Genomic DNA, 16,978 nt, shown 5'->3' with positions numbered 1-16,978 from the left:
TAACCTTCAATTATAAAAACTTTCTACTAGGAAGGAGAAAGACCCAATGGCAAGAGAGTTCTCCTTAGAAAATACTCGTAATATCGGCATCATGGCTCACATCGATGCCGGTAAGACGACTACCACTGAGCGTGTTCTTTATTACACTGGTCGTATTCATAAGATTGGTGAAACACATGAAGGTGCATCTCAGATGGACTGGATGGAGCAAGAACAAGAACGCGGAATTACAATCACTTCCGCAGCAACAACAGCATCATGGAAAGGCCACCGTGTTAACATCATTGACACACCAGGACACGTAGACTTCACTGTTGAAGTAGAACGTTCACTTCGTGTACTTGATGGTGCGGTTGCTGTTCTAGATGCACAATCAGGTGTTGAGCCACAAACTGAAACAGTTTGGCGTCAAGCAACAACTTACGGTGTACCACGGGTAGTATTCGTAAACAAAATGGACAAAATCGGTGCAGACTTCCTATATTCTGTAGGTACTATTCACGATCGTCTTCAAGCGAATGCACACGCTATTCAGTTACCAATCGGTGCTGAAGATCAGTTTGAAGCAATCATTGACCTTGTGGAAATGAACGCTGTATTCTACGGTAATGACTTAGGTACTGACATTGAAGTACGTGACATTCCTGCTGAATATATGGATCAAGCTGAAGAATACCGTGAAAAGCTTGTTGAAGCAGTAGCAGAATTAGATGAAGAGTTAATGGAAAAATACCTTGGTGGTGAAGAAATCACTAAAGAAGAGCTAAAATCAGCTATTCGTAAAGGTACTGTTAATGTTGAATTCTACCCTGTAATCTGTGGATCAGCATTCAAAAACAAAGGTGTTCAATTAATGTTGGATGCAGTAATCGATTATCTACCATCTCCACTAGATGTACCTGCAATTAAAGGTCATGCAGTTGATGATGAGGATGAAGTACTTGAGCGTCACTCAAGCGATGAAGAGCCATTCTCAGCTCTAGCATTCAAAGTTATGACTGACCCTTATGTTGGTAAATTAACGTTCTTCCGCGTTTACTCTGGTACTTTAGAGTCTGGATCATACGTTCAGAACTCTACAAAAGGAAAGCGTGAGCGTATCGGACGTATCCTACAAATGCATGCTAATAGCCGTCAAGAAATCTCTAAGGTTTTTGCTGGTGATATTGCTGCTGCTGTAGGTTTGAAAGATACAACTACTGGCGATACTCTATGTGACGAGAAGAACCTTGTTATCCTAGAGTCTATGCAATTCCCTGAGCCAGTAATCCAACTTTCTGTTGAACCTAAATCTAAAGCAGACCAAGATAAAATGACAACTGCTTTACAAAAACTTCAAGAAGAAGACCCTACATTCCGTGCACATACAGACCAGGAAACTGGACAGGTTATTATCGCTGGTATGGGTGAATTACACCTTGATATCATCGTTGACCGTATGCGTCGTGAGTTTAAAGTTGAAGCTAACGTAGGTGCTCCACAAGTAGCATACCGTGAGACTTTCCGTGCATCTGCACAAGTTGAAGGTAAGTTTGCTCGCCAATCCGGTGGTCGTGGACAATACGGACATGTTTGGATCGAATTCGCACCTAACGAAGAAGGTAAAGGATTTGAATTCGAGAATGGTATCGTTGGTGGTGTAGTTCCTCGTGAATACATCCCTGCTGTACAAGCTGGTCTTGAAGATGCCTTAGACCGTGGTGTACTTGCTGGTTATCCATTAGTTGATATTAAAGCAAGATTATTTGATGGTTCATACCATGATGTTGACTCATCTGAAATGGCGTTCAAAATTGCTGCTTCAATGGCACTTAAGAATGCTGCTTCAAAATGTCAGCCAGTTATCCTTGAGCCAGTCATGAGAGTAGAAGTTGTAATCCCTGAAGATTACCTAGGTGATATCATGGGTCAAATCACTGCTCGTCGTGGCCGCGTTGAAGGTATGGAAGCACGTGGTAACGCACAAGTAGTTCGTGCAATGGTTCCACTTTCTGAAATGTTTGGTTATGCAACTGCACTTCGTTCAAGCACTCAAGGTCGTGGAGTATTCTCTATGCACTTTGACCACTATGAAGAAGTACCAAAATCAATTTCTGAAGAAATCATCAAAAAAAATAAAGGTGAATAATTGATTTTCACCTTTTTTTAAAGTATAACTACTTATGTAAGATTAGAGACTGTGAAATATGGATATCTATATTCGCAGTTTCTACCTAATATACTTAAAACTTTTATAATCCAAAGGAGGATTTTCCTAATGGCAAAAGCTAAATTCGACCGTTCAAAGCCACACGTTAACATTGGTACAATCGGACACGTTGACCATGGTAAAACTACTTTAACAGCTGCAATCACTTCTGTTCTTGCTAAATCAGGTAAAGCAGAAGCTCGTGCATATGATCAAATCGATGGTGCTCCAGAAGAAAGAGAACGTGGTATCACAATCTCAACTGCACACGTTGAGTATGAAACTGACAACCGTCACTATGCACACGTTGACTGCCCAGGACACGCTGACTATGTTAAAAACATGATCACTGGTGCTGCTCAAATGGACGGCGGTATCCTAGTTGTATCTGCAACTGATGGTCCAATGCCACAAACTCGTGAGCACATTCTTCTTTCTCGTCAGGTAGGCGTACCTTACCTTGTTGTATTCATGAACAAGTGTGATATGGTTGATGACGAAGAATTACTTGAGTTAGTAGAAATGGAAATCCGTGACCTATTAACTGAATATGATTTCCCTGGCGATGACACTCCAGTTATCAAAGGTTCTGCTCTTAAAGCATTAGAAGGTGATGCTGCTTGGGAAGAAAAAGTTCTTGAATTAATGGCTGCTGTTGATGAGTTTATCCCAACTCCAACTCGTGACACTGATAAGCCTTTCATGATGCCAGTTGAGGATGTATTCTCAATCACTGGACGTGGAACAGTTGCTACAGGACGTGTTGAGCGTGGTGTAGTTAAAGTTGGTGACGTTGTTGAAATCGTAGGTTTCACTGAAGAGCCAAAATCTACTACTGTAACAGGTGTTGAAATGTTCCGTAAGCTTCTTGATTTCGCTGAAGCTGGTGACAACATTGGTGCCCTACTTCGTGGTGTAGCACGTGAAGATATCGAGCGTGGCCAAGTTTTGGCTAAGCCAAAATCAATCACTCCACACACAAAGTTCAAAGCACAAGTTTACGTTTTATCAAAAGAAGAAGGTGGACGTCATACTCCTTTCTTCACAAACTATCGTCCACAATTCTATTTCCGTACTTCTGATATTACAGGTATCTGTAATCTTCCAGAAGGTACTGAAATGGTTATGCCTGGCGACCATATCGAAATGACTGTTGAACTAATCGCTCCAGTTGCGATCGAAGAAGGAACTAAGTTCTCTATTCGTGAAGGCGGACGTACAGTAGGTTCAGGTTCAATCACAACAATTCAAGAGTAATTACTCTAAAAAAAGTAGATGGATGACGATCCATCTGCTTTTTTATTTGGTTATTTTTGTTCAGATTAAAGGATCAAAACCTTCGAAATGATTGTGAAGAGGGGCCAGTAGATATGTTGTGTTTATAATTCCCGAAGCCAAGGAAAAGTAAAGCACATGGTAGATATGAAATTAAGAAAACACCCGAAAAACAAAGATACCATTGCTCCAGGTAGTTTAAGATTGTTCATAACTCCAAATACAATTATATAGCAGTACACTAGCAGCCCCAAAAAAGCACTATTCTACCCCGAATCCCATACTCTCAAATCCCATAAAATACGTGTTTCTTCTATTATATAAGTTAGACAATTTCGAATATAAATATCAACGCCACGAATAAATTAGGAGATTTTTGGAGATTAAGATTAAGTGTTGAAAAAGATTTTATCAGCCGCTATAATAAGAAAAGTGTTCAAGATAGAAACATAAAGAAAAAGTTTAATAAAGTGTTGCGTTTGCTTTATGTTTTATGTATAATAGACAATGTTGGTCTTTGACTGCGATGATGTGAAAGGTTGCTGACACACCCGGCCGCTTTGCCATGGCGAGTGTGTGGGAAATTTTCACTGAGAAATGTCTATTTTGAAAATAGGCGAATAAAGGAGGGAAAATAATGGCAAAACAAAAAATTCGTATCCGTCTTAAAGCATATGATCACAGAATCCTTGATCAATCTGCAGAAAAAATCGTTGAAACAGCAAAACGTTCAGGTGCGGCAGTTTCTGGTCCGATTCCGTTACCAACTGAGAAGTCTGTTTACACAATTCTTCGTGCGGTTCATAAGTACAAAGATTCTCGTGAGCAATTTGAAATGCGGACACATAAGCGTCTAATCGACATCGTTAACCCAACTCCACAAACAGTTGATGCGTTAATGCGTTTAGATTTACCATCTGGTGTAGATATCGAAATTAAACTTTAATCTAATAAACAATTACTAATTTAGGAGGTGTGACTTACATGACCAAAGGAATCTTAGGAAGAAAAGTTGGTATGACTCAAGTATTTGCAGAAAACGGAAACTTAATTCCGGTAACTGTAGTTGAAGTAGCTCCAAACGTTGTACTTCAAAAGAAATCAGTTGATAGCGATGGTTATACTGCTGTTCAAGTTGGTTTTGAAGACAAACGTGAAAAGTTAGCTAACAAGCCTGAAAAAGGACATGTTGCAAAAGCAAATACTGCTCCTAAGCGCTTCATTCGCGAATTCCGCGGGGACGACTTAGCAGCATATGAGGTTGGTCAAGAAGTCAAAGTTGATATTTTCGCTGCAGGCGATATCGTAGATGTAACAGGAATCTCAAAGGGTAAAGGATTCCAAGGTGTTATCAAACGCCACGGACAATCACGCGGCCCAATGGCTCACGGTTCACGTTATCATCGTCGCCCTGGTTCAATGGGACCTGTTGCTCCAAACCGTGTATTCAAAGGTAAAAAGTTAGCAGGACGCATGGGCGGAGAACAAGTTACTGTTCAAAACCTTGAAATCGTTAGGGTTGACACAGAGCGCAACCTACTATTGATCAAAGGTAACGTACCAGGTGCTAAAAAAGCATTATTAAAAATCAAAGGTGCGGTTAAAGCATAAGTCACTTTGTAAGAAAGGAGGAACAAAGGAATGCCTAAAGTAGCATTATTAAACCAAAACGGTTCACAAGTTGGAGACATCGAACTAAATGACTCAGTTTTTGGTATTGAGCCTAACCAACACGTATTATTCGAAGCGATTGTTATGCAAAGAGCTTCTTTACGTCAAGGAACTCATAAAACTAAAGTTCGTTCAGAAGTAGCAGGCGGTGGCCGTAAGCCATGGCGTCAAAAAGGAACAGGCCGTGCTCGTCAAGGGTCTATCCGTTCACCACAATGGCGCGGAGGTGGTACTGTATTTGGTCCAACACCACGCAGCTATAGCTATAAATTACCTAAAAAAGTTCGTCGCTTAGCGATTAAATCTGCACTTTCATCTAAAGTGGTAGAAGAAAATATCTTGGTACTTGAAAGCTTAACTTTCGATGCACCAAAAACTAAAGAATTCAAATCAGTATTAGGTGGACTTTCTGTTGAGAAGAAAGCACTAATCGTTACTGCTGACCTAGATGAGAACGTAGCATTATCTGCTCGTAACATCCCTGGTGTAACTGTTGTAACAGCTGATGGAATCAACGTACTAGACGTTGTAAATCATGATAAGTTGATCATGACTAAAGCAGCGGTTGAAAAAGTAGAGGAGGTGCTTGCATAATGGATGCACGCGATATCATTAAGCGCCCCGTTATCACTGAGCGGTCTACTGACCTAATGTCTGAAAAGAAGTATACGTTTGAAGTTGATGTTAGAGCTAACAAAACACAAGTTAAAGATGCTATTGAAGAAATCTTTGGCGTAGATGTTGAGAAAGTTAACGTCATGAACTACAAAGGTAAATTCAAACGTATGGGTAAATTCGGCGGTTACACAAACAAACGTCGTAAAGCAATTGTAAAATTAACTGCTGATAGCAAAGAAATCGAAATCTTTGAAGCATAAGTTGCTATCAAGAAGAGGAGGGAAATAAAATGGCGATTAAAAAGTACAAACCTACCTCCAATGGTCGTCGCGGAATGACAGTTTCTGATTTCGCTGAAATCACAACTAGCACTCCAGAAAAATCTCTTTTAGCTCCATTAAAGAGCAAAGGCGGCCGTAATAACCAAGGTAAGTTAACTGTTCGTCATCAAGGTGGCGGCCATAAGCGTCAATATCGTTTAATTGATTTTAAACGGAACAAAGATGGCATTCCAGGACGCGTTGCTACAATTGAGTACGATCCAAACCGTTCTGCAAATATTGCATTAATTAATTATGTTGATGGAGAAAAGCGTTATATCTTAGCTCCTAAAAACTTAGAAGTTGGTATGGAAATTATGTCTGGCCCTGAGGCTGACATTAAAGTGGGTAACGCACTTCCATTAGCTAACATTCCTGTTGGTACTGTTGTACACAACATCGAATTAAAACCAGGTAAAGGTGGTCAGCTTGTACGTTCTGCTGGTACATCTGCTCAAGTACTTGGTAAAGAAGGTAAATACGTACTTGTACGTTTAACTTCTGGTGAAACTCGTATGATCCTTGCTGAGTGCCGTGCTTCTATCGGTCAAGTAGGTAACGAGCAACACGAACTTATTAACATTGGTAAAGCAGGTCGTTCACGCTGGTTAGGCAAGCGTCCAACTGTTCGTGGATCTGTAATGAACCCTAACGATCACCCACACGGTGGTGGTGAAGGACGTTCACCAATCGGACGTAAATCACCAATGTCTCCATGGGGTAAACCAACTCTTGGATACAAAACTCGTAAAAAGAAAAACAAATCAGATAAGTTTATTGTACGTCGTCGTAAAAAATAACGGGGCTAGAGCTACGGTTCCTAGAAGAACCGTAGAACAGTCACGAAGGGAGGTTCCTTCATGGGTCGCAGCTTAAAAAAAGGACCATTTGTTGATGATCATTTAATGGTTAAGGTCGAAAAGTTAAATGAAACTGAGAGTAAACAAGTTATTAAAACTTGGTCTCGACGTTCTACGATCTTCCCACAATTTATCGGCCACACAATCGCAGTTTATGATGGTCGTAAACATGTGCCTGTATATGTTACTGAAGACATGGTAGGACATAAGCTTGGAGAATTCGCTCCAACTCGTGCTTACAAAGGTCATGGTAACGATGATAAGAAAACAAGACGTTAAGAGAGGAGGGCATCCAAATGCAAGCTAAAGCTGTTGCAAGAACAGTTCGTATTGCTCCTCGTAAAGCACGTTTAGTCGTTGATTTAATCCGAGGTAAGCAAGTTGGTGAAGCGGTGGCGATTTTAAATCTCACTCCTAAGGCTGCTTCTCCAATCGTAGAAAAAGTATTAAAATCTGCTATGGCAAACGCTGAGCACAACTATGAAATGGACGTAAACAATCTAGTTGTTGCACAAGCATTCGTTGACGAAGGACCAACCTTAAAACGTTTCCGTCCTCGTGCTATGGGTCGTGCTAGCCAAATTAACAAACGCACAAGTCACATTACTATCGTTTTAACAGAAAAGAAGGAGGGATAAGCTGTGGGTCAAAAAGTAAATCCAGTCGGTTTGCGTATCGGAATCATCCGAGATTGGGAATCTAAATGGTACGCAGGTAAAGACTTCGCTGATCTTTTACACGAAGACCTTAAAGTTCGTGAGTATATCACGAAGCGTTTAAAAGATGCTTCTGTTTCTAAAGTAGAAATCGAACGTGCTGCTAACCGTGTGAATGTAACTGTTCATACTGCGAAACCTGGTATGGTTATCGGTAAAGGCGGTACTGAAGTTGAAGCACTTCGTAAAGCATTAAATCAATTAACTGGCAAACGCGTTCACATCAACATTCTTGAAATCAAGAGAGCTGACGTTGATGCTAAACTAGTTGCAGAGAATATTGCTCGTCAATTAGAAAACCGTGTATCCTTCCGTCGTGCACAAAAGCAAGCTATTCAACGTGCAATGCGCGCAGGTGCAAAAGGTATCAAAACAATGGTATCTGGTCGTTTAGGCGGAGCTGATATTGCTCGTTCTGAACATTACAGCGAAGGAACTGTTCCACTTCATACACTTCGTGCTGATATCGACTATGCTACAGCTGAAGCTGATACTACTTATGGTAAGCTAGGCGTTAAAGTATGGATCTATAAGGGAGAAGTCCTTCCTACTAAGAAGAAAAATGCGGAAGGAGGCAAATAATTATGTTATTGCCAAAACGCGTAAAATATCGCCGTCAACACCGTGGAAAGATGCGCGGTCAAGCTAAAGGCGGTACTGAGGTAACTTTCGGTGAATTCGGTCTTCAAGCTCTAGAAGCTTCTTGGATTACAAACCGTCAAATCGAAGCAGCTCGTATTGCGATGACTCGTTACATGAAACGTGGCGGTAAAGTTTGGATTAAAATTTTCCCTCACAAGCCTTACACTGCTAAACCTCTAGAAGTGCGGATGGGTTCCGGTAAAGGGGCACCTGAAGGCTGGGTAGCTGTTGTTAAGCCTGGGAAAATTATGTTCGAAATCGCTGGTGTTTCAGAAGAAATCGCTCGTGAAGCACTTCGTCTTGCAATGCACAAGCTTCCAGTAAAATGTAAGTTTGTAAAACGTGAAGAAATTGGTGGTGAATCAAGTGAAAGCTAATGAACTACGTGAACTTACCACTGCTGAAATTGAACAAAAAGTTAAATCTTTAAAAGAAGAGCTTTTTAACCTTCGCTTTCAATTGGCGACAGGACAACTTGAAAACACAGCTCGTATTCGTGAAGTACGCAAATCGATTGCTCGCATGAAAACAGTTGTTCGTGAAAGAGAAATCAGCGTTAACAAGTAATTATCCGAGAGGAGGTTCACATAATGAGTGAACGTAACCAGCGCAAAGTTTACACTGGACGCGTTGTTTCTGACAAAATGGATAAAACCGTTACTGTTCTAGTAGAAACACACAAAAAGCATCCTTTATATGGTAAACGCGTTAAGTACTCTAAAAAGTATAAAGCTCATGATGAGCAAAACCAGGCAAAAATCGGTGATGTAGTACGCATCATGGAAACTCGCCCACTTTCAGCTACTAAACGCTTCCGTTTAGTTGAAGTAGTAGAAAAAGCAGTTATTATTTAATTGTTCGGATTACGCAACATTTCCGAAGGGAGGTTACACACATGATTCAACAAGAATCACGTTTAAAAGTTGCTGACAACTCTGGTGCTCGTGAGGTACTTACGATTAAAGTCCTTGGTGGTTCTGGTCGCAAAACTGCTGGTATTGGTGATGTGATCGTTTGTACAGTAAAACAAGCAACACCTGGTGGCGTTGTTAAAAAAGGTGACGTTGTTAAGGCCGTTATTGTTCGTACAAAGAGCGGTGCGCGTCGTCCTGATGGTTCATACATCCGTTTCGACGAAAACGCATGTGTCATTATTAAAGATGATAAGAGCCCACGTGGAACTCGTATCTTCGGACCAGTTGCACGTGAACTTCGCGATAACAACTTTATGAAGATCGTTTCTCTAGCTCCAGAAGTACTATAATTTTAAAATCAATTGCCTTTAAGGAGGTGCGCACAGATGCATGTAAAAAAAGGTGATAAAGTAAGAGTCATCTCTGGTAAGGATAAAGGCAAAACAGGTATTATCCTAGCTGCTTATCCAAAAGATAGCCGTGTAGTGGTTGAAGGTGTAAACATTGTGAAAAAACACTCTAAGCCTTCTCAAGTAAACCCACAAGGCGGAATCATTAACTTTGAGGCTCCTATCCATGTATCAAACGTAATGCCTATCGATCCTAAAACAGGTAACCCAACTCGTGTAGGTTACACAACGGTTGATGGCAAGAAAGTACGCGTAGCAAAATCCGGTGAAGTATTAGATAAATAGTTTAAAAAAGAAGGGAGGTACAATACATGAACCGCCTAAAAGAAAAATTTGTTAAAGAAGTGACACCTGCTCTAATGAGCAAGTTCAACTATAGTTCAATTATGGAAGTACCAAAAATTGAAAAGATCGTAATCAACATGGGTGTTGGTGATGCAGTTGCAAATGCAAAAGCACTTGATAATGCTGTTGAAGAACTAGCAACTATTACTGGTCAAAAACCAGTTGTTACTCGTGCGAAAAAGTCTATCGCTGGCTTCCGTCTTCGTGAAGGTATGCCAATCGGTGCAAAAGTTACACTTCGCGGTGAGCGCATGTACGAATTCTTGGATAAATTAGTTTCCGTTTCTTTACCTCGTGTACGTGACTTCCGTGGTGTTTCTAAAAAAGCATTCGATGGTCGCGGTAACTACACATTGGGTATTAAAGAACAATTAATCTTCCCTGAAATTGATTACGATAAAGTAAGCAAAGTTCGTGGTATGGATATCGTTATCGTAACGACTGCAAACACTGATGAAGAATCACGTGAACTTTTAACTCAATTTGGAATGCCATTCCAAAAGTAATCGTTAAATAAGGGAGGCGAAAACGTGGCTAAAAAGTCAATGATTGCGAAACAACAACGCACGCCTAAATTCAAAGTACAAGAGTACACACGTTGCGAACGTTGCGGACGTCCACACTCTGTATACCGTAAATTTAAGCTTTGCCGTATTTGTTTCCGTGAATTAGCATACAAAGGACAAATTCCTGGTGTTAAAAAAGCTAGCTGGTAAAACTAGAAGTTGGGAAGGAGGTAAAAATAATGGTCATGACAGATCCAATTGCTGATATGCTTACTCGCATTCGTAATGCGAACATGGTACGTCACGAAAAGTTAGAAGTGCCTGCTTCTAATTTAAAGAAAGAAATCGCAGAAATTCTTAAGCGTGAAGGCTTCGTACGTGACGTTGAGTTTATCGAAGATAATAAACAAGGTATTATCCGTATCTTCTTAAAATACGGTGCAAATAACGAACGTGTTATTACTGGTCTTAAGCGCATAAGCAAGCCTGGACTTCGTGTTTACGCTAAATCAAATGAGGTACCACGTGTACTTAACGGTCTTGGTATCGCGTTAGTTTCAACATCAACTGGTGTTATCACTGATAAAGAAGCTCGTGCAAAACAAATCGGCGGCGAAGTTTTAGCTTACGTTTGGTAATCAGTTTTTGAATGAATGGAGGTGCACTAAATGTCTCGCGTAGGAAAAAAACCAATCGAAATTCCAGCAGGAGTTACGATTACCCTAAACAACAATACTGTGACTGTTAAAGGACCTAAAGGCGAACTAACTCGTACTTTTAATCCTGATATCACAATTAACGTAGAAGAAAACACTGTAACAATCACTCGTCCATCTGACGTTAAAGAACACCGCGCATTGCACGGTACAACTCGTGCGGTAATCGCAAACATGGTTGAAGGTGTTTCTACTGGCTTCACAAGAGGTCTAGAGTTAATCGGGGTTGGATACCGTGCGCAAAAGCAAGGTAACAAACTTGTATTAAACGTTGGATACTCACATCCAGTTGAAATTGAACCTGAAGCTGGCCTTGAAATTGAAGTACCATCTAACACAAAAGTTATTGTTAAAGGTACTGATAAAGAACGTGTTGGTGCATTAGCAGCCAACATCCGTCAAGTCCGTCCTCCAGAGCCATATAAAGGCAAAGGAATCCGTTACGAAGGCGAATTTGTTCGTCGTAAAGAAGGTAAAACTGGTAAGTAATGCCGCATAAGTAAACGAAAGGAGTGACGTAAATGATTACGAAGCAAGATAAGAACGCTACTCGCAAGAAAAGACACGCTCGTGTTCGTGCGAAACTTAGCGGTACTTCTGCTCGTCCACGTCTAAATGTGTTCCGTTCAAACAAACACATTTATGCTCAAATTATCGATGACATCAATGGTGTCACTTTAGCAAGTGCTTCTACTAAAGAAAAAGATTTCGGTCTTGAATCTACTAGTAATGTTGAAGCTGCAAAAGCGGTCGGTGAATTAGTTGCTAAACGTGCTGTTGAGAAAGGTATTTCTGCTGTGGTTTTTGACCGTGGGGGATACCTATATCATGGACGTGTGCAAGCATTAGCAGATGCTGCACGTGAGAACGGCTTACAATTTTAATAGTCAAAGGAGGGACACAAAAAGATGCGTCGTATTGATCCAAACAAACTTGAACTTGAAGAACGCGTAGTTACGGTTAACCGTGTTGCGAAAGTTGTTAAAGGTGGACGTCGTTTCCGTTTCTCTGCTCTTGTAGTAGTTGGGGATAAAAACGGTCATGTAGGTTTCGGTACTGGTAAAGCACAAGAAGTACCAGATGCGATCCGTAAAGCCATCGAAGATGCAAAGAAAAATTTAGTCGAAGTACCAATGGTTGGAACAACAATTCCTCACCAAGTTATCGGACGTTTTGGTGCTGGCGAAATCCTCTTAAAACCTGCTTCTGAAGGTACTGGAGTTATCGCTGGTGGTCCAGTTCGTGCTGTACTTGAATTAGGCGGGGTAGCTGATATCCTTTCTAAATCATTAGGAACTAACACACCGATTAATATGGTTCGTGCAACAATCGATGGTTTAAAACAATTAAAACGTGCTGAAGACGTAGCAAAACTACGCGGTAAATCAGTAGAAGAACTGTTAGGATAAGGGGGGAATTCAAATGGCGAACAAACTATTAGTTACCCTTAGCCGCAGCGTAATTGGTCGCCCTGAAGACCAACGTGCTACAGTAACAGCATTAGGATTACGTAAAGTAAATCAAACAGTTGAGCATCAAGATAACGCTGCTATTCGCGGTATGATCAACAAAGTTGCTCACCTTGTAACAGTTAAAGAACAATAATTAATTGTTTTTCTTTCATAAGGAGGTGCCAAGTATGAAACTTCATGAATTAAAGCCTGCCGAAGGTTCTCGTCAAGAACGCAAACGTTTAGGTCGTGGAATCGGTTCTGGTCAAGGTAAAACTGCAGGTAAAGGTCATAAAGGTCAAAACGCTCGTTCAGGCGGCGGTGTCCGTCTAGGTTTTGAAGGTGGTCAAACACCTTTATACCGTCGTTTACCAAAACGTGGTTTTACCAATATTAGCCGTAAAGAATATGCAGTTGTTAACCTTGATGCTTTAAATCGCTTTGAAGAAGGTACAGAAGTTACTCCAGAACTTCTTATCGAATCAGGCGTGGTAAGTAATGAAAAAGCAGGGATCAAAATTCTTGCTAAAGGGAACGTAGAGAAAAAGTTGACTGTTAAAGCTCACAAATTCTCCTCTGCTGCTAAGGAAGCGATCGAAGCTGCTGGTGGAACTACTGAGGTGATCTAATGTTCCAGACTATCTCCAATTTTATGCGCGTGAGTGAGATAAGACGTAAAATCATCTTTACCCTTTTAATGTTAGTCGTTTTTCGACTAGGTACATTTATTCCTGTACCAAATGTAAATGCTGAGGTACTTGCTAATCAAGATAAGCTAAGTGTTTTCGGAATTCTTAATACCTTTGGAGGTGGAGCATTAAAACAATTCTCCATCTTTGCAATGGGTATTATGCCGTATATCACCGCTTCGATTATCATTCAGCTTTTACAAATGGACGTTGTTCCAAAATTTACGGAATGGTCCAAGCAAGGTGAAGCAGGCCGTCGTAAGATTGCTCAACTCACCCGATATTTTACTGTTGTGCTTGGATTTATCCAAGCATTAGGTATGTCCTATGGTTTTAATAACCTAGCTAGCGGACAATTAATTGAGAATTCTGGTATTGGTACGTATCTACTAATTGCTGTAACGCTAACTGCTGGAACATCATTTTTGATGTGGCTTGGTGAGCAGATCACTGAAAAGGGTGTTGGAAATGGTATTTCCATTATCATCTTTGCAGGGATTGCTGCTGGTATACCAAATACGATTAATCAGATTTATGTTCAACAGTTTGAAAATGCGGGTGAGGCATTATTCATACGTATTGTAACGGTTCTAGTCATTGCACTTGCAATTGTTGCAATTGTTGTTGGAGTTATCTTTATTCAACAGGCCAATCGTAAAATTCCAATTCAATACGCTAAACGTGTGGTGGCAGGAAAAAATCCTGTCGGTGGACAATCTACACATATGCCGCTAAAAGTTAATGCGGCTGGGGTAATTCCAGTTATTTTTGCCGTATCGTTTATTGTAACACCAAGAACGATTGCATCATTTTTTCCATCAAATGAAGTAACGATGTGGATTACAACAAACTTTGATTATACCCATCCTGTTGGGATGACCTTATATGCAATATTAATTATCGCGTTCACTTATTTCTATGCTTTTATCCAAGTAAACCCAGAACAAGCTGCGGAAAACTTGCAAAAGCAAAGCGGCTATATCCCTGGTATTCGTCCAGGTAAAAGCACACAGGAATACTTAACTCGCGTCCTATACCGTTTAACTTTTGTAGGTGCCATATTCTTAACCATTATTGCGATACTTCCGACAATTTTTATAAAATTTGCGAATTTACCGCAATCTGCTCAAATTGGTGGAACAAGTCTGTTGATCGTTGTCGGCGTTGCGCTCGATACGTATAAACAGCTTGAAGCACAGCTTGTTAAACGTCATTATAAAGGCTTTATAAAATAAATGGTTTTAGGGACTTAAGAGCCCTAAAACCCACAAAGAGCACGAGGGGGAACACGTGTGAATTTAGTATTAATGGGGCTTCCAGGTGCCGGTAAGGGCACACAAGCTGAAAGAATCGTCGAGGAATACGGCATCCCTCATATCTCTACTGGAGATATGTTCCGTGCAGCGATGAAAGAAGGAACAGAACTAGGTTTACAAGCGAAATCATTCATGGATAAAGGTGAACTTGTCCCTGATGAGGTTACCATCGGTATTGTACGTGAACGATTAAGCAAAGAAGACTGTCAAAAGGGATTCCTTTTAGATGGATTTCCTAGAACTGTACCTCAAGCTGATGCTTTGGAAAATCTACTTACTGATCTAGAAAAGCAAATAGATTATGTAATTAATATTAATGTTGATAAAAGTATCTTAATGGATCGTTTGACTGGACGTCGAATCTGTAAAGAATGTGGTTCCACTTATCATTTAATCTTTAATCCTCCTGCAAAAGAGGGTGTCTGCGACAAATGTGGCGGAGAACTGTACCAAAGAGCTGATGATAATGCGGAAACCGTTCAAAACCGGTTAGATGTAAATATCAAACAACAAGAGCCATTACTAACTTTTTATGAAACAAAAGGCTATCTTCGTACCATTGATGGCCAACAAGATATACGAAAAGTATTCGCTGATATCCAGCAATTACTTGGGGATCTACGTTAATGGTCAATGGTATAATCGTGCGAGCGACTCTCGATAACTCTTCCAATAGCTTCAAAGGTATGTGCTAGAAAATAGCTTTTCTATATTATTGAGTATGTAGAACCGAGAGTTGGGCAAGACTTACATGAGGAATTACTTATTCTTGCATATGTAGAAAAAACTTGCGGACAGAAGACGAACAATATGGTAATATTATAAGGTTGCTATTGTTGTGCGATTGATAGGTTTGCAATAAATTTTCGAACACTATTTTTGATGAAGAAGGGAGACGAAACTTTTGGCCAAAGACGATGTTATTGAAATTGAAGGTAAAGTGCTTGAAACTTTGCCGAATGCGATGTTTAAGGTAGAATTAGAAAATGGTCATACAGTGCTGGCTCATGTTTCCGGTAAAATTCGTATGCATTTTATTCGAATTCTTCCTGGTGACAAAGTAACAGTTGAGCTTTCTCCATATGACTTAACACGCGGAAGAATTACCTACCGCTTCAAATAAAAAATGCTTGCTTGCACTCCGTACTATTAAGGAGGTTAGGATAATGAAAGTAAGACCATCTGTCAAACCGATCTGCGAAAAGTGCAAAGTTATCCGTAGACGCGGAAAAGTTATGGTTATCTGTGAAAACCCTAAACATAAACAAAAACAAGGTTAATTTTAAGGAGGTGCGCTCATTATGGCACGTATTGCTGGTGTAGATATTCCACGTGAAAAACGTGTAGTTATCTCTTTGACTTACATTTATGGTATTGGTAAAGCTACTGCACAAAAAGTATTAGCTGAAGCTGGTGTTTCAGAAAATACTCGTGTACGTGATTTAACAGAAGACGAATTAAACAAAATCCGTGACATCATCGACAAGTTAAAAGTCGAAGGTGATCTTCGCCGTGAAGTTTCTCTTAACATTAAGCGTTTAATGGAAATCGGCTGCTACCGCGGATTACGTCATCGTCGTGGTTTACCGGTTCGTGGACAAAATACGAAAAACAACGCTCGTACACGCAAAGGTCCTCGTAAGACTGTTGCGAACAAGAAGAAGTAATCGGCAAAGGAGGTTAATTTAAATGGCACGTAAAACAAATACACGTAAACGTCGTGTTAAAAAGAATATTGAATCTGGTATTGCTCATATCCGTTCAACATTTAACAATACAATTGTAACTATCACTGATGTTCATGGTAATGCAATTTCTTGGTCAAGTGCAGGTGCGCTTGGATTTAAAGGTTCTCGTAAATCTACTCCATTCGCAGCTCAAATGGCAGCTGAAACTGCAGCTAAAACTTCTATTGAACATGGTATGAAAACTCTTGAAGTTACTGTAAAAGGACCTGGTGCAGGCCGTGAAGCAGCTATCCGTGCTCTTCAAGCTGCTGGTCTTGAAGTAACTGCTATCAAAGACGTTACACCTGTTCCTCATAATGGATGCCGTCCACCAAAACGTCGTCGTGTTTAATTTTTCTGTATAGAATTCGTATCATGTGTCTATAATGGGATATGATATTGAATATTTGCACTAATACAGAATAGTTATTCCAGTTGTTGTGCACAAAACGGGAACGTATACATGGGGGAATTTCAGTTAGGAATACCTAATGAAGTTTCGACGTTTTGAAGGAGGGTTATTTGATGATCGAAATAGAAAAACCAAAAATCGAAACGATTGAGATCAACGATGATGCCAAGTATGGTAAGTTCGTCGTAGAGCCACTTGAGCG

Annotated in this window: 30 protein-coding genes; all 30 read left to right on the top strand. The window is 40.3% G+C overall.

Annotated elements, in window-relative coordinates:
• The first annotated feature begins 46 nt into the window (after positions 1–46).
• A complete protein-coding gene (gene fusA, locus JOC76_RS26455) occupies positions 47–2,128 on the top strand; it encodes an elongation factor G (RefSeq protein ID WP_205181797.1) in 2,082 nt (693 codons plus the stop codon).
• A gap of 129 nt (positions 2,129–2,257) precedes the next feature.
• Positions 2,258–3,445 carry an elongation factor Tu gene (tuf, locus tag JOC76_RS26450; RefSeq protein ID WP_205181796.1) on the top strand — a complete coding sequence of 396 codons (1,188 nt, stop codon included), beginning with the start codon at positions 2,258–2,260 and terminating at the stop codon, positions 3,443–3,445.
• Positions 3,446–4,100: 655 nt separating this feature from the next.
• On the top strand, positions 4,101–4,409 hold the full coding sequence (gene rpsJ, locus JOC76_RS26445; RefSeq protein WP_007085291.1) for a 30S ribosomal protein S10: 309 nt from the start codon (positions 4,101–4,103) through the stop codon (positions 4,407–4,409).
• Between the two features lie 38 nt (positions 4,410–4,447).
• Positions 4,448–5,074 carry a 50S ribosomal protein L3 gene (gene rplC, locus JOC76_RS26440; protein ID WP_205181795.1) on the top strand — a complete coding sequence of 209 codons (627 nt, stop codon included), beginning with the start codon at positions 4,448–4,450 and terminating at the stop codon, positions 5,072–5,074.
• Between the two features lie 30 nt (positions 5,075–5,104).
• Complete coding sequence (gene rplD / locus JOC76_RS26435; RefSeq protein ID WP_205181794.1) at positions 5,105–5,728, top strand: 50S ribosomal protein L4; 624 nt, start codon at positions 5,105–5,107, stop codon at positions 5,726–5,728.
• Positions 5,728–6,012: a 50S ribosomal protein L23 gene (rplW, locus tag JOC76_RS26430; protein ID WP_205181793.1), complete on the top strand. Its 285-nt coding sequence runs from the start codon at positions 5,728–5,730 to the stop codon at positions 6,010–6,012. Before rplD ends, rplW begins: the two co-directional genes overlap by 1 nt.
• A 29-nt stretch (positions 6,013–6,041) precedes the next feature.
• Entirely contained in the window at positions 6,042–6,872 is an 831-nt protein-coding gene (rplB, locus tag JOC76_RS26425) for a 50S ribosomal protein L2 (RefSeq protein WP_205181792.1), read from the top strand.
• Between the two features lie 60 nt (positions 6,873–6,932).
• On the top strand, positions 6,933–7,211 hold the full coding sequence (rpsS, locus tag JOC76_RS26420) for a 30S ribosomal protein S19 (protein WP_026565526.1): 279 nt from the start codon (positions 6,933–6,935) through the stop codon (positions 7,209–7,211).
• A 17-nt stretch (positions 7,212–7,228) separates the two neighbouring features.
• A complete protein-coding gene (rplV, locus tag JOC76_RS26415) occupies positions 7,229–7,570 on the top strand; it encodes a 50S ribosomal protein L22 (RefSeq protein WP_098533214.1) in 342 nt (113 codons plus the stop codon).
• Between the two features lie 3 nt (positions 7,571–7,573).
• Positions 7,574–8,230 (top strand): 30S ribosomal protein S3, encoded by a 657-nt coding sequence (gene rpsC, locus JOC76_RS26410; protein WP_098533212.1) that lies wholly within the window; start codon positions 7,574–7,576, stop codon positions 8,228–8,230.
• A 2-nt stretch (positions 8,231–8,232) separates the two neighbouring features.
• A complete protein-coding gene (rplP, locus tag JOC76_RS26405) occupies positions 8,233–8,667 on the top strand; it encodes a 50S ribosomal protein L16 (RefSeq protein ID WP_205181791.1) in 435 nt (144 codons plus the stop codon).
• Positions 8,657–8,857: a 50S ribosomal protein L29 gene (rpmC, locus tag JOC76_RS26400; protein ID WP_098533209.1), complete on the top strand. Its 201-nt coding sequence runs from the start codon at positions 8,657–8,659 to the stop codon at positions 8,855–8,857. Before rplP ends, rpmC begins: the two co-directional genes overlap by 11 nt.
• 23 nt (positions 8,858–8,880) lie before the next feature.
• Positions 8,881–9,144 (top strand): 30S ribosomal protein S17, encoded by a 264-nt coding sequence (gene rpsQ, locus JOC76_RS26395; protein WP_205181790.1) that lies wholly within the window; start codon positions 8,881–8,883, stop codon positions 9,142–9,144.
• A gap of 41 nt (positions 9,145–9,185) precedes the next feature.
• The gene (gene rplN, locus JOC76_RS26390) at positions 9,186–9,554 is read left to right on the top strand and encodes a 50S ribosomal protein L14 (protein WP_034676100.1); all 369 of its coding nucleotides are present in this window, start codon (positions 9,186–9,188) and stop codon (positions 9,552–9,554) included.
• A gap of 36 nt (positions 9,555–9,590) precedes the next feature.
• Positions 9,591–9,899, top strand: coding sequence for a 50S ribosomal protein L24 (rplX, locus tag JOC76_RS26385; RefSeq protein WP_205181789.1), 309 nt, complete (start codon positions 9,591–9,593; stop codon positions 9,897–9,899).
• Between the two features lie 26 nt (positions 9,900–9,925).
• Complete coding sequence (rplE, locus tag JOC76_RS26380) at positions 9,926–10,465, top strand: 50S ribosomal protein L5 (RefSeq protein WP_205181788.1); 540 nt, start codon at positions 9,926–9,928, stop codon at positions 10,463–10,465.
• Between the two features lie 24 nt (positions 10,466–10,489).
• Positions 10,490–10,675: a 30S ribosomal protein S14 gene (rpsN, locus tag JOC76_RS26375; RefSeq protein ID WP_007085277.1), complete on the top strand. Its 186-nt coding sequence runs from the start codon at positions 10,490–10,492 to the stop codon at positions 10,673–10,675.
• 29 nt (positions 10,676–10,704) lie between these two features.
• Positions 10,705–11,103, top strand: coding sequence for a 30S ribosomal protein S8 (gene rpsH / locus JOC76_RS26370; protein ID WP_205181787.1), 399 nt, complete (start codon positions 10,705–10,707; stop codon positions 11,101–11,103).
• A gap of 30 nt (positions 11,104–11,133) precedes the next feature.
• On the top strand, positions 11,134–11,670 hold the full coding sequence (gene rplF / locus JOC76_RS26365) for a 50S ribosomal protein L6 (RefSeq protein ID WP_205181786.1): 537 nt from the start codon (positions 11,134–11,136) through the stop codon (positions 11,668–11,670).
• A gap of 32 nt (positions 11,671–11,702) precedes the next feature.
• Positions 11,703–12,065: a 50S ribosomal protein L18 gene (gene rplR / locus JOC76_RS26360; protein WP_205181785.1), complete on the top strand. Its 363-nt coding sequence runs from the start codon at positions 11,703–11,705 to the stop codon at positions 12,063–12,065.
• A gap of 24 nt (positions 12,066–12,089) precedes the next feature.
• A complete protein-coding gene (gene rpsE / locus JOC76_RS26355) occupies positions 12,090–12,590 on the top strand; it encodes a 30S ribosomal protein S5 (RefSeq protein ID WP_098533200.1) in 501 nt (166 codons plus the stop codon).
• Between the two features lie 13 nt (positions 12,591–12,603).
• On the top strand, positions 12,604–12,786 hold the full coding sequence (gene rpmD / locus JOC76_RS26350; RefSeq protein ID WP_101645946.1) for a 50S ribosomal protein L30: 183 nt from the start codon (positions 12,604–12,606) through the stop codon (positions 12,784–12,786).
• 34 nt (positions 12,787–12,820) lie between these two features.
• Entirely contained in the window at positions 12,821–13,261 is a 441-nt protein-coding gene (gene rplO, locus JOC76_RS26345; RefSeq protein WP_205181784.1) for a 50S ribosomal protein L15, read from the top strand.
• Positions 13,261–14,556: a preprotein translocase subunit SecY gene (secY, locus tag JOC76_RS26340; RefSeq protein WP_205181783.1), complete on the top strand. Its 1,296-nt coding sequence runs from the start codon at positions 13,261–13,263 to the stop codon at positions 14,554–14,556. The genes rplO and secY overlap by 1 nt, the downstream gene beginning before the upstream one ends.
• 57 nt (positions 14,557–14,613) lie before the next feature.
• Complete coding sequence (locus JOC76_RS26335) at positions 14,614–15,264, top strand: adenylate kinase (protein WP_205181782.1); 651 nt, start codon at positions 14,614–14,616, stop codon at positions 15,262–15,264.
• A gap of 277 nt (positions 15,265–15,541) precedes the next feature.
• A complete protein-coding gene (infA, locus tag JOC76_RS26330) occupies positions 15,542–15,760 on the top strand; it encodes a translation initiation factor IF-1 (RefSeq protein ID WP_034676129.1) in 219 nt (72 codons plus the stop codon).
• A gap of 43 nt (positions 15,761–15,803) precedes the next feature.
• A complete protein-coding gene (rpmJ, locus tag JOC76_RS26325) occupies positions 15,804–15,917 on the top strand; it encodes a 50S ribosomal protein L36 (protein WP_000868344.1) in 114 nt (37 codons plus the stop codon).
• Positions 15,918–15,938: 21 nt separating this feature from the next.
• Positions 15,939–16,304 (top strand): 30S ribosomal protein S13, encoded by a 366-nt coding sequence (gene rpsM / locus JOC76_RS26320; RefSeq protein ID WP_205181781.1) that lies wholly within the window; start codon positions 15,939–15,941, stop codon positions 16,302–16,304.
• Positions 16,305–16,326: 22 nt separating this feature from the next.
• On the top strand, positions 16,327–16,716 hold the full coding sequence (gene rpsK / locus JOC76_RS26315; protein WP_026574109.1) for a 30S ribosomal protein S11: 390 nt from the start codon (positions 16,327–16,329) through the stop codon (positions 16,714–16,716).
• A gap of 173 nt (positions 16,717–16,889) precedes the next feature.
• Positions 16,890–16,978, top strand: an 89-nt coding sequence (locus JOC76_RS30275) for a hypothetical protein (protein WP_239557985.1), incomplete at its 3' end; no start/stop codon positions are given.

The sequence above is a fragment of the Neobacillus cucumis genome (assembly GCF_016908975.1).
Classification (GTDB): Bacteria; Bacillota; Bacilli; order Bacillales; family Cytobacillaceae; genus Neobacillus; species Neobacillus cucumis.
The sequence above is the reverse complement of the archived record's forward strand: the minus strand, read 5'-3'. Positions and strand labels throughout refer to the sequence as shown.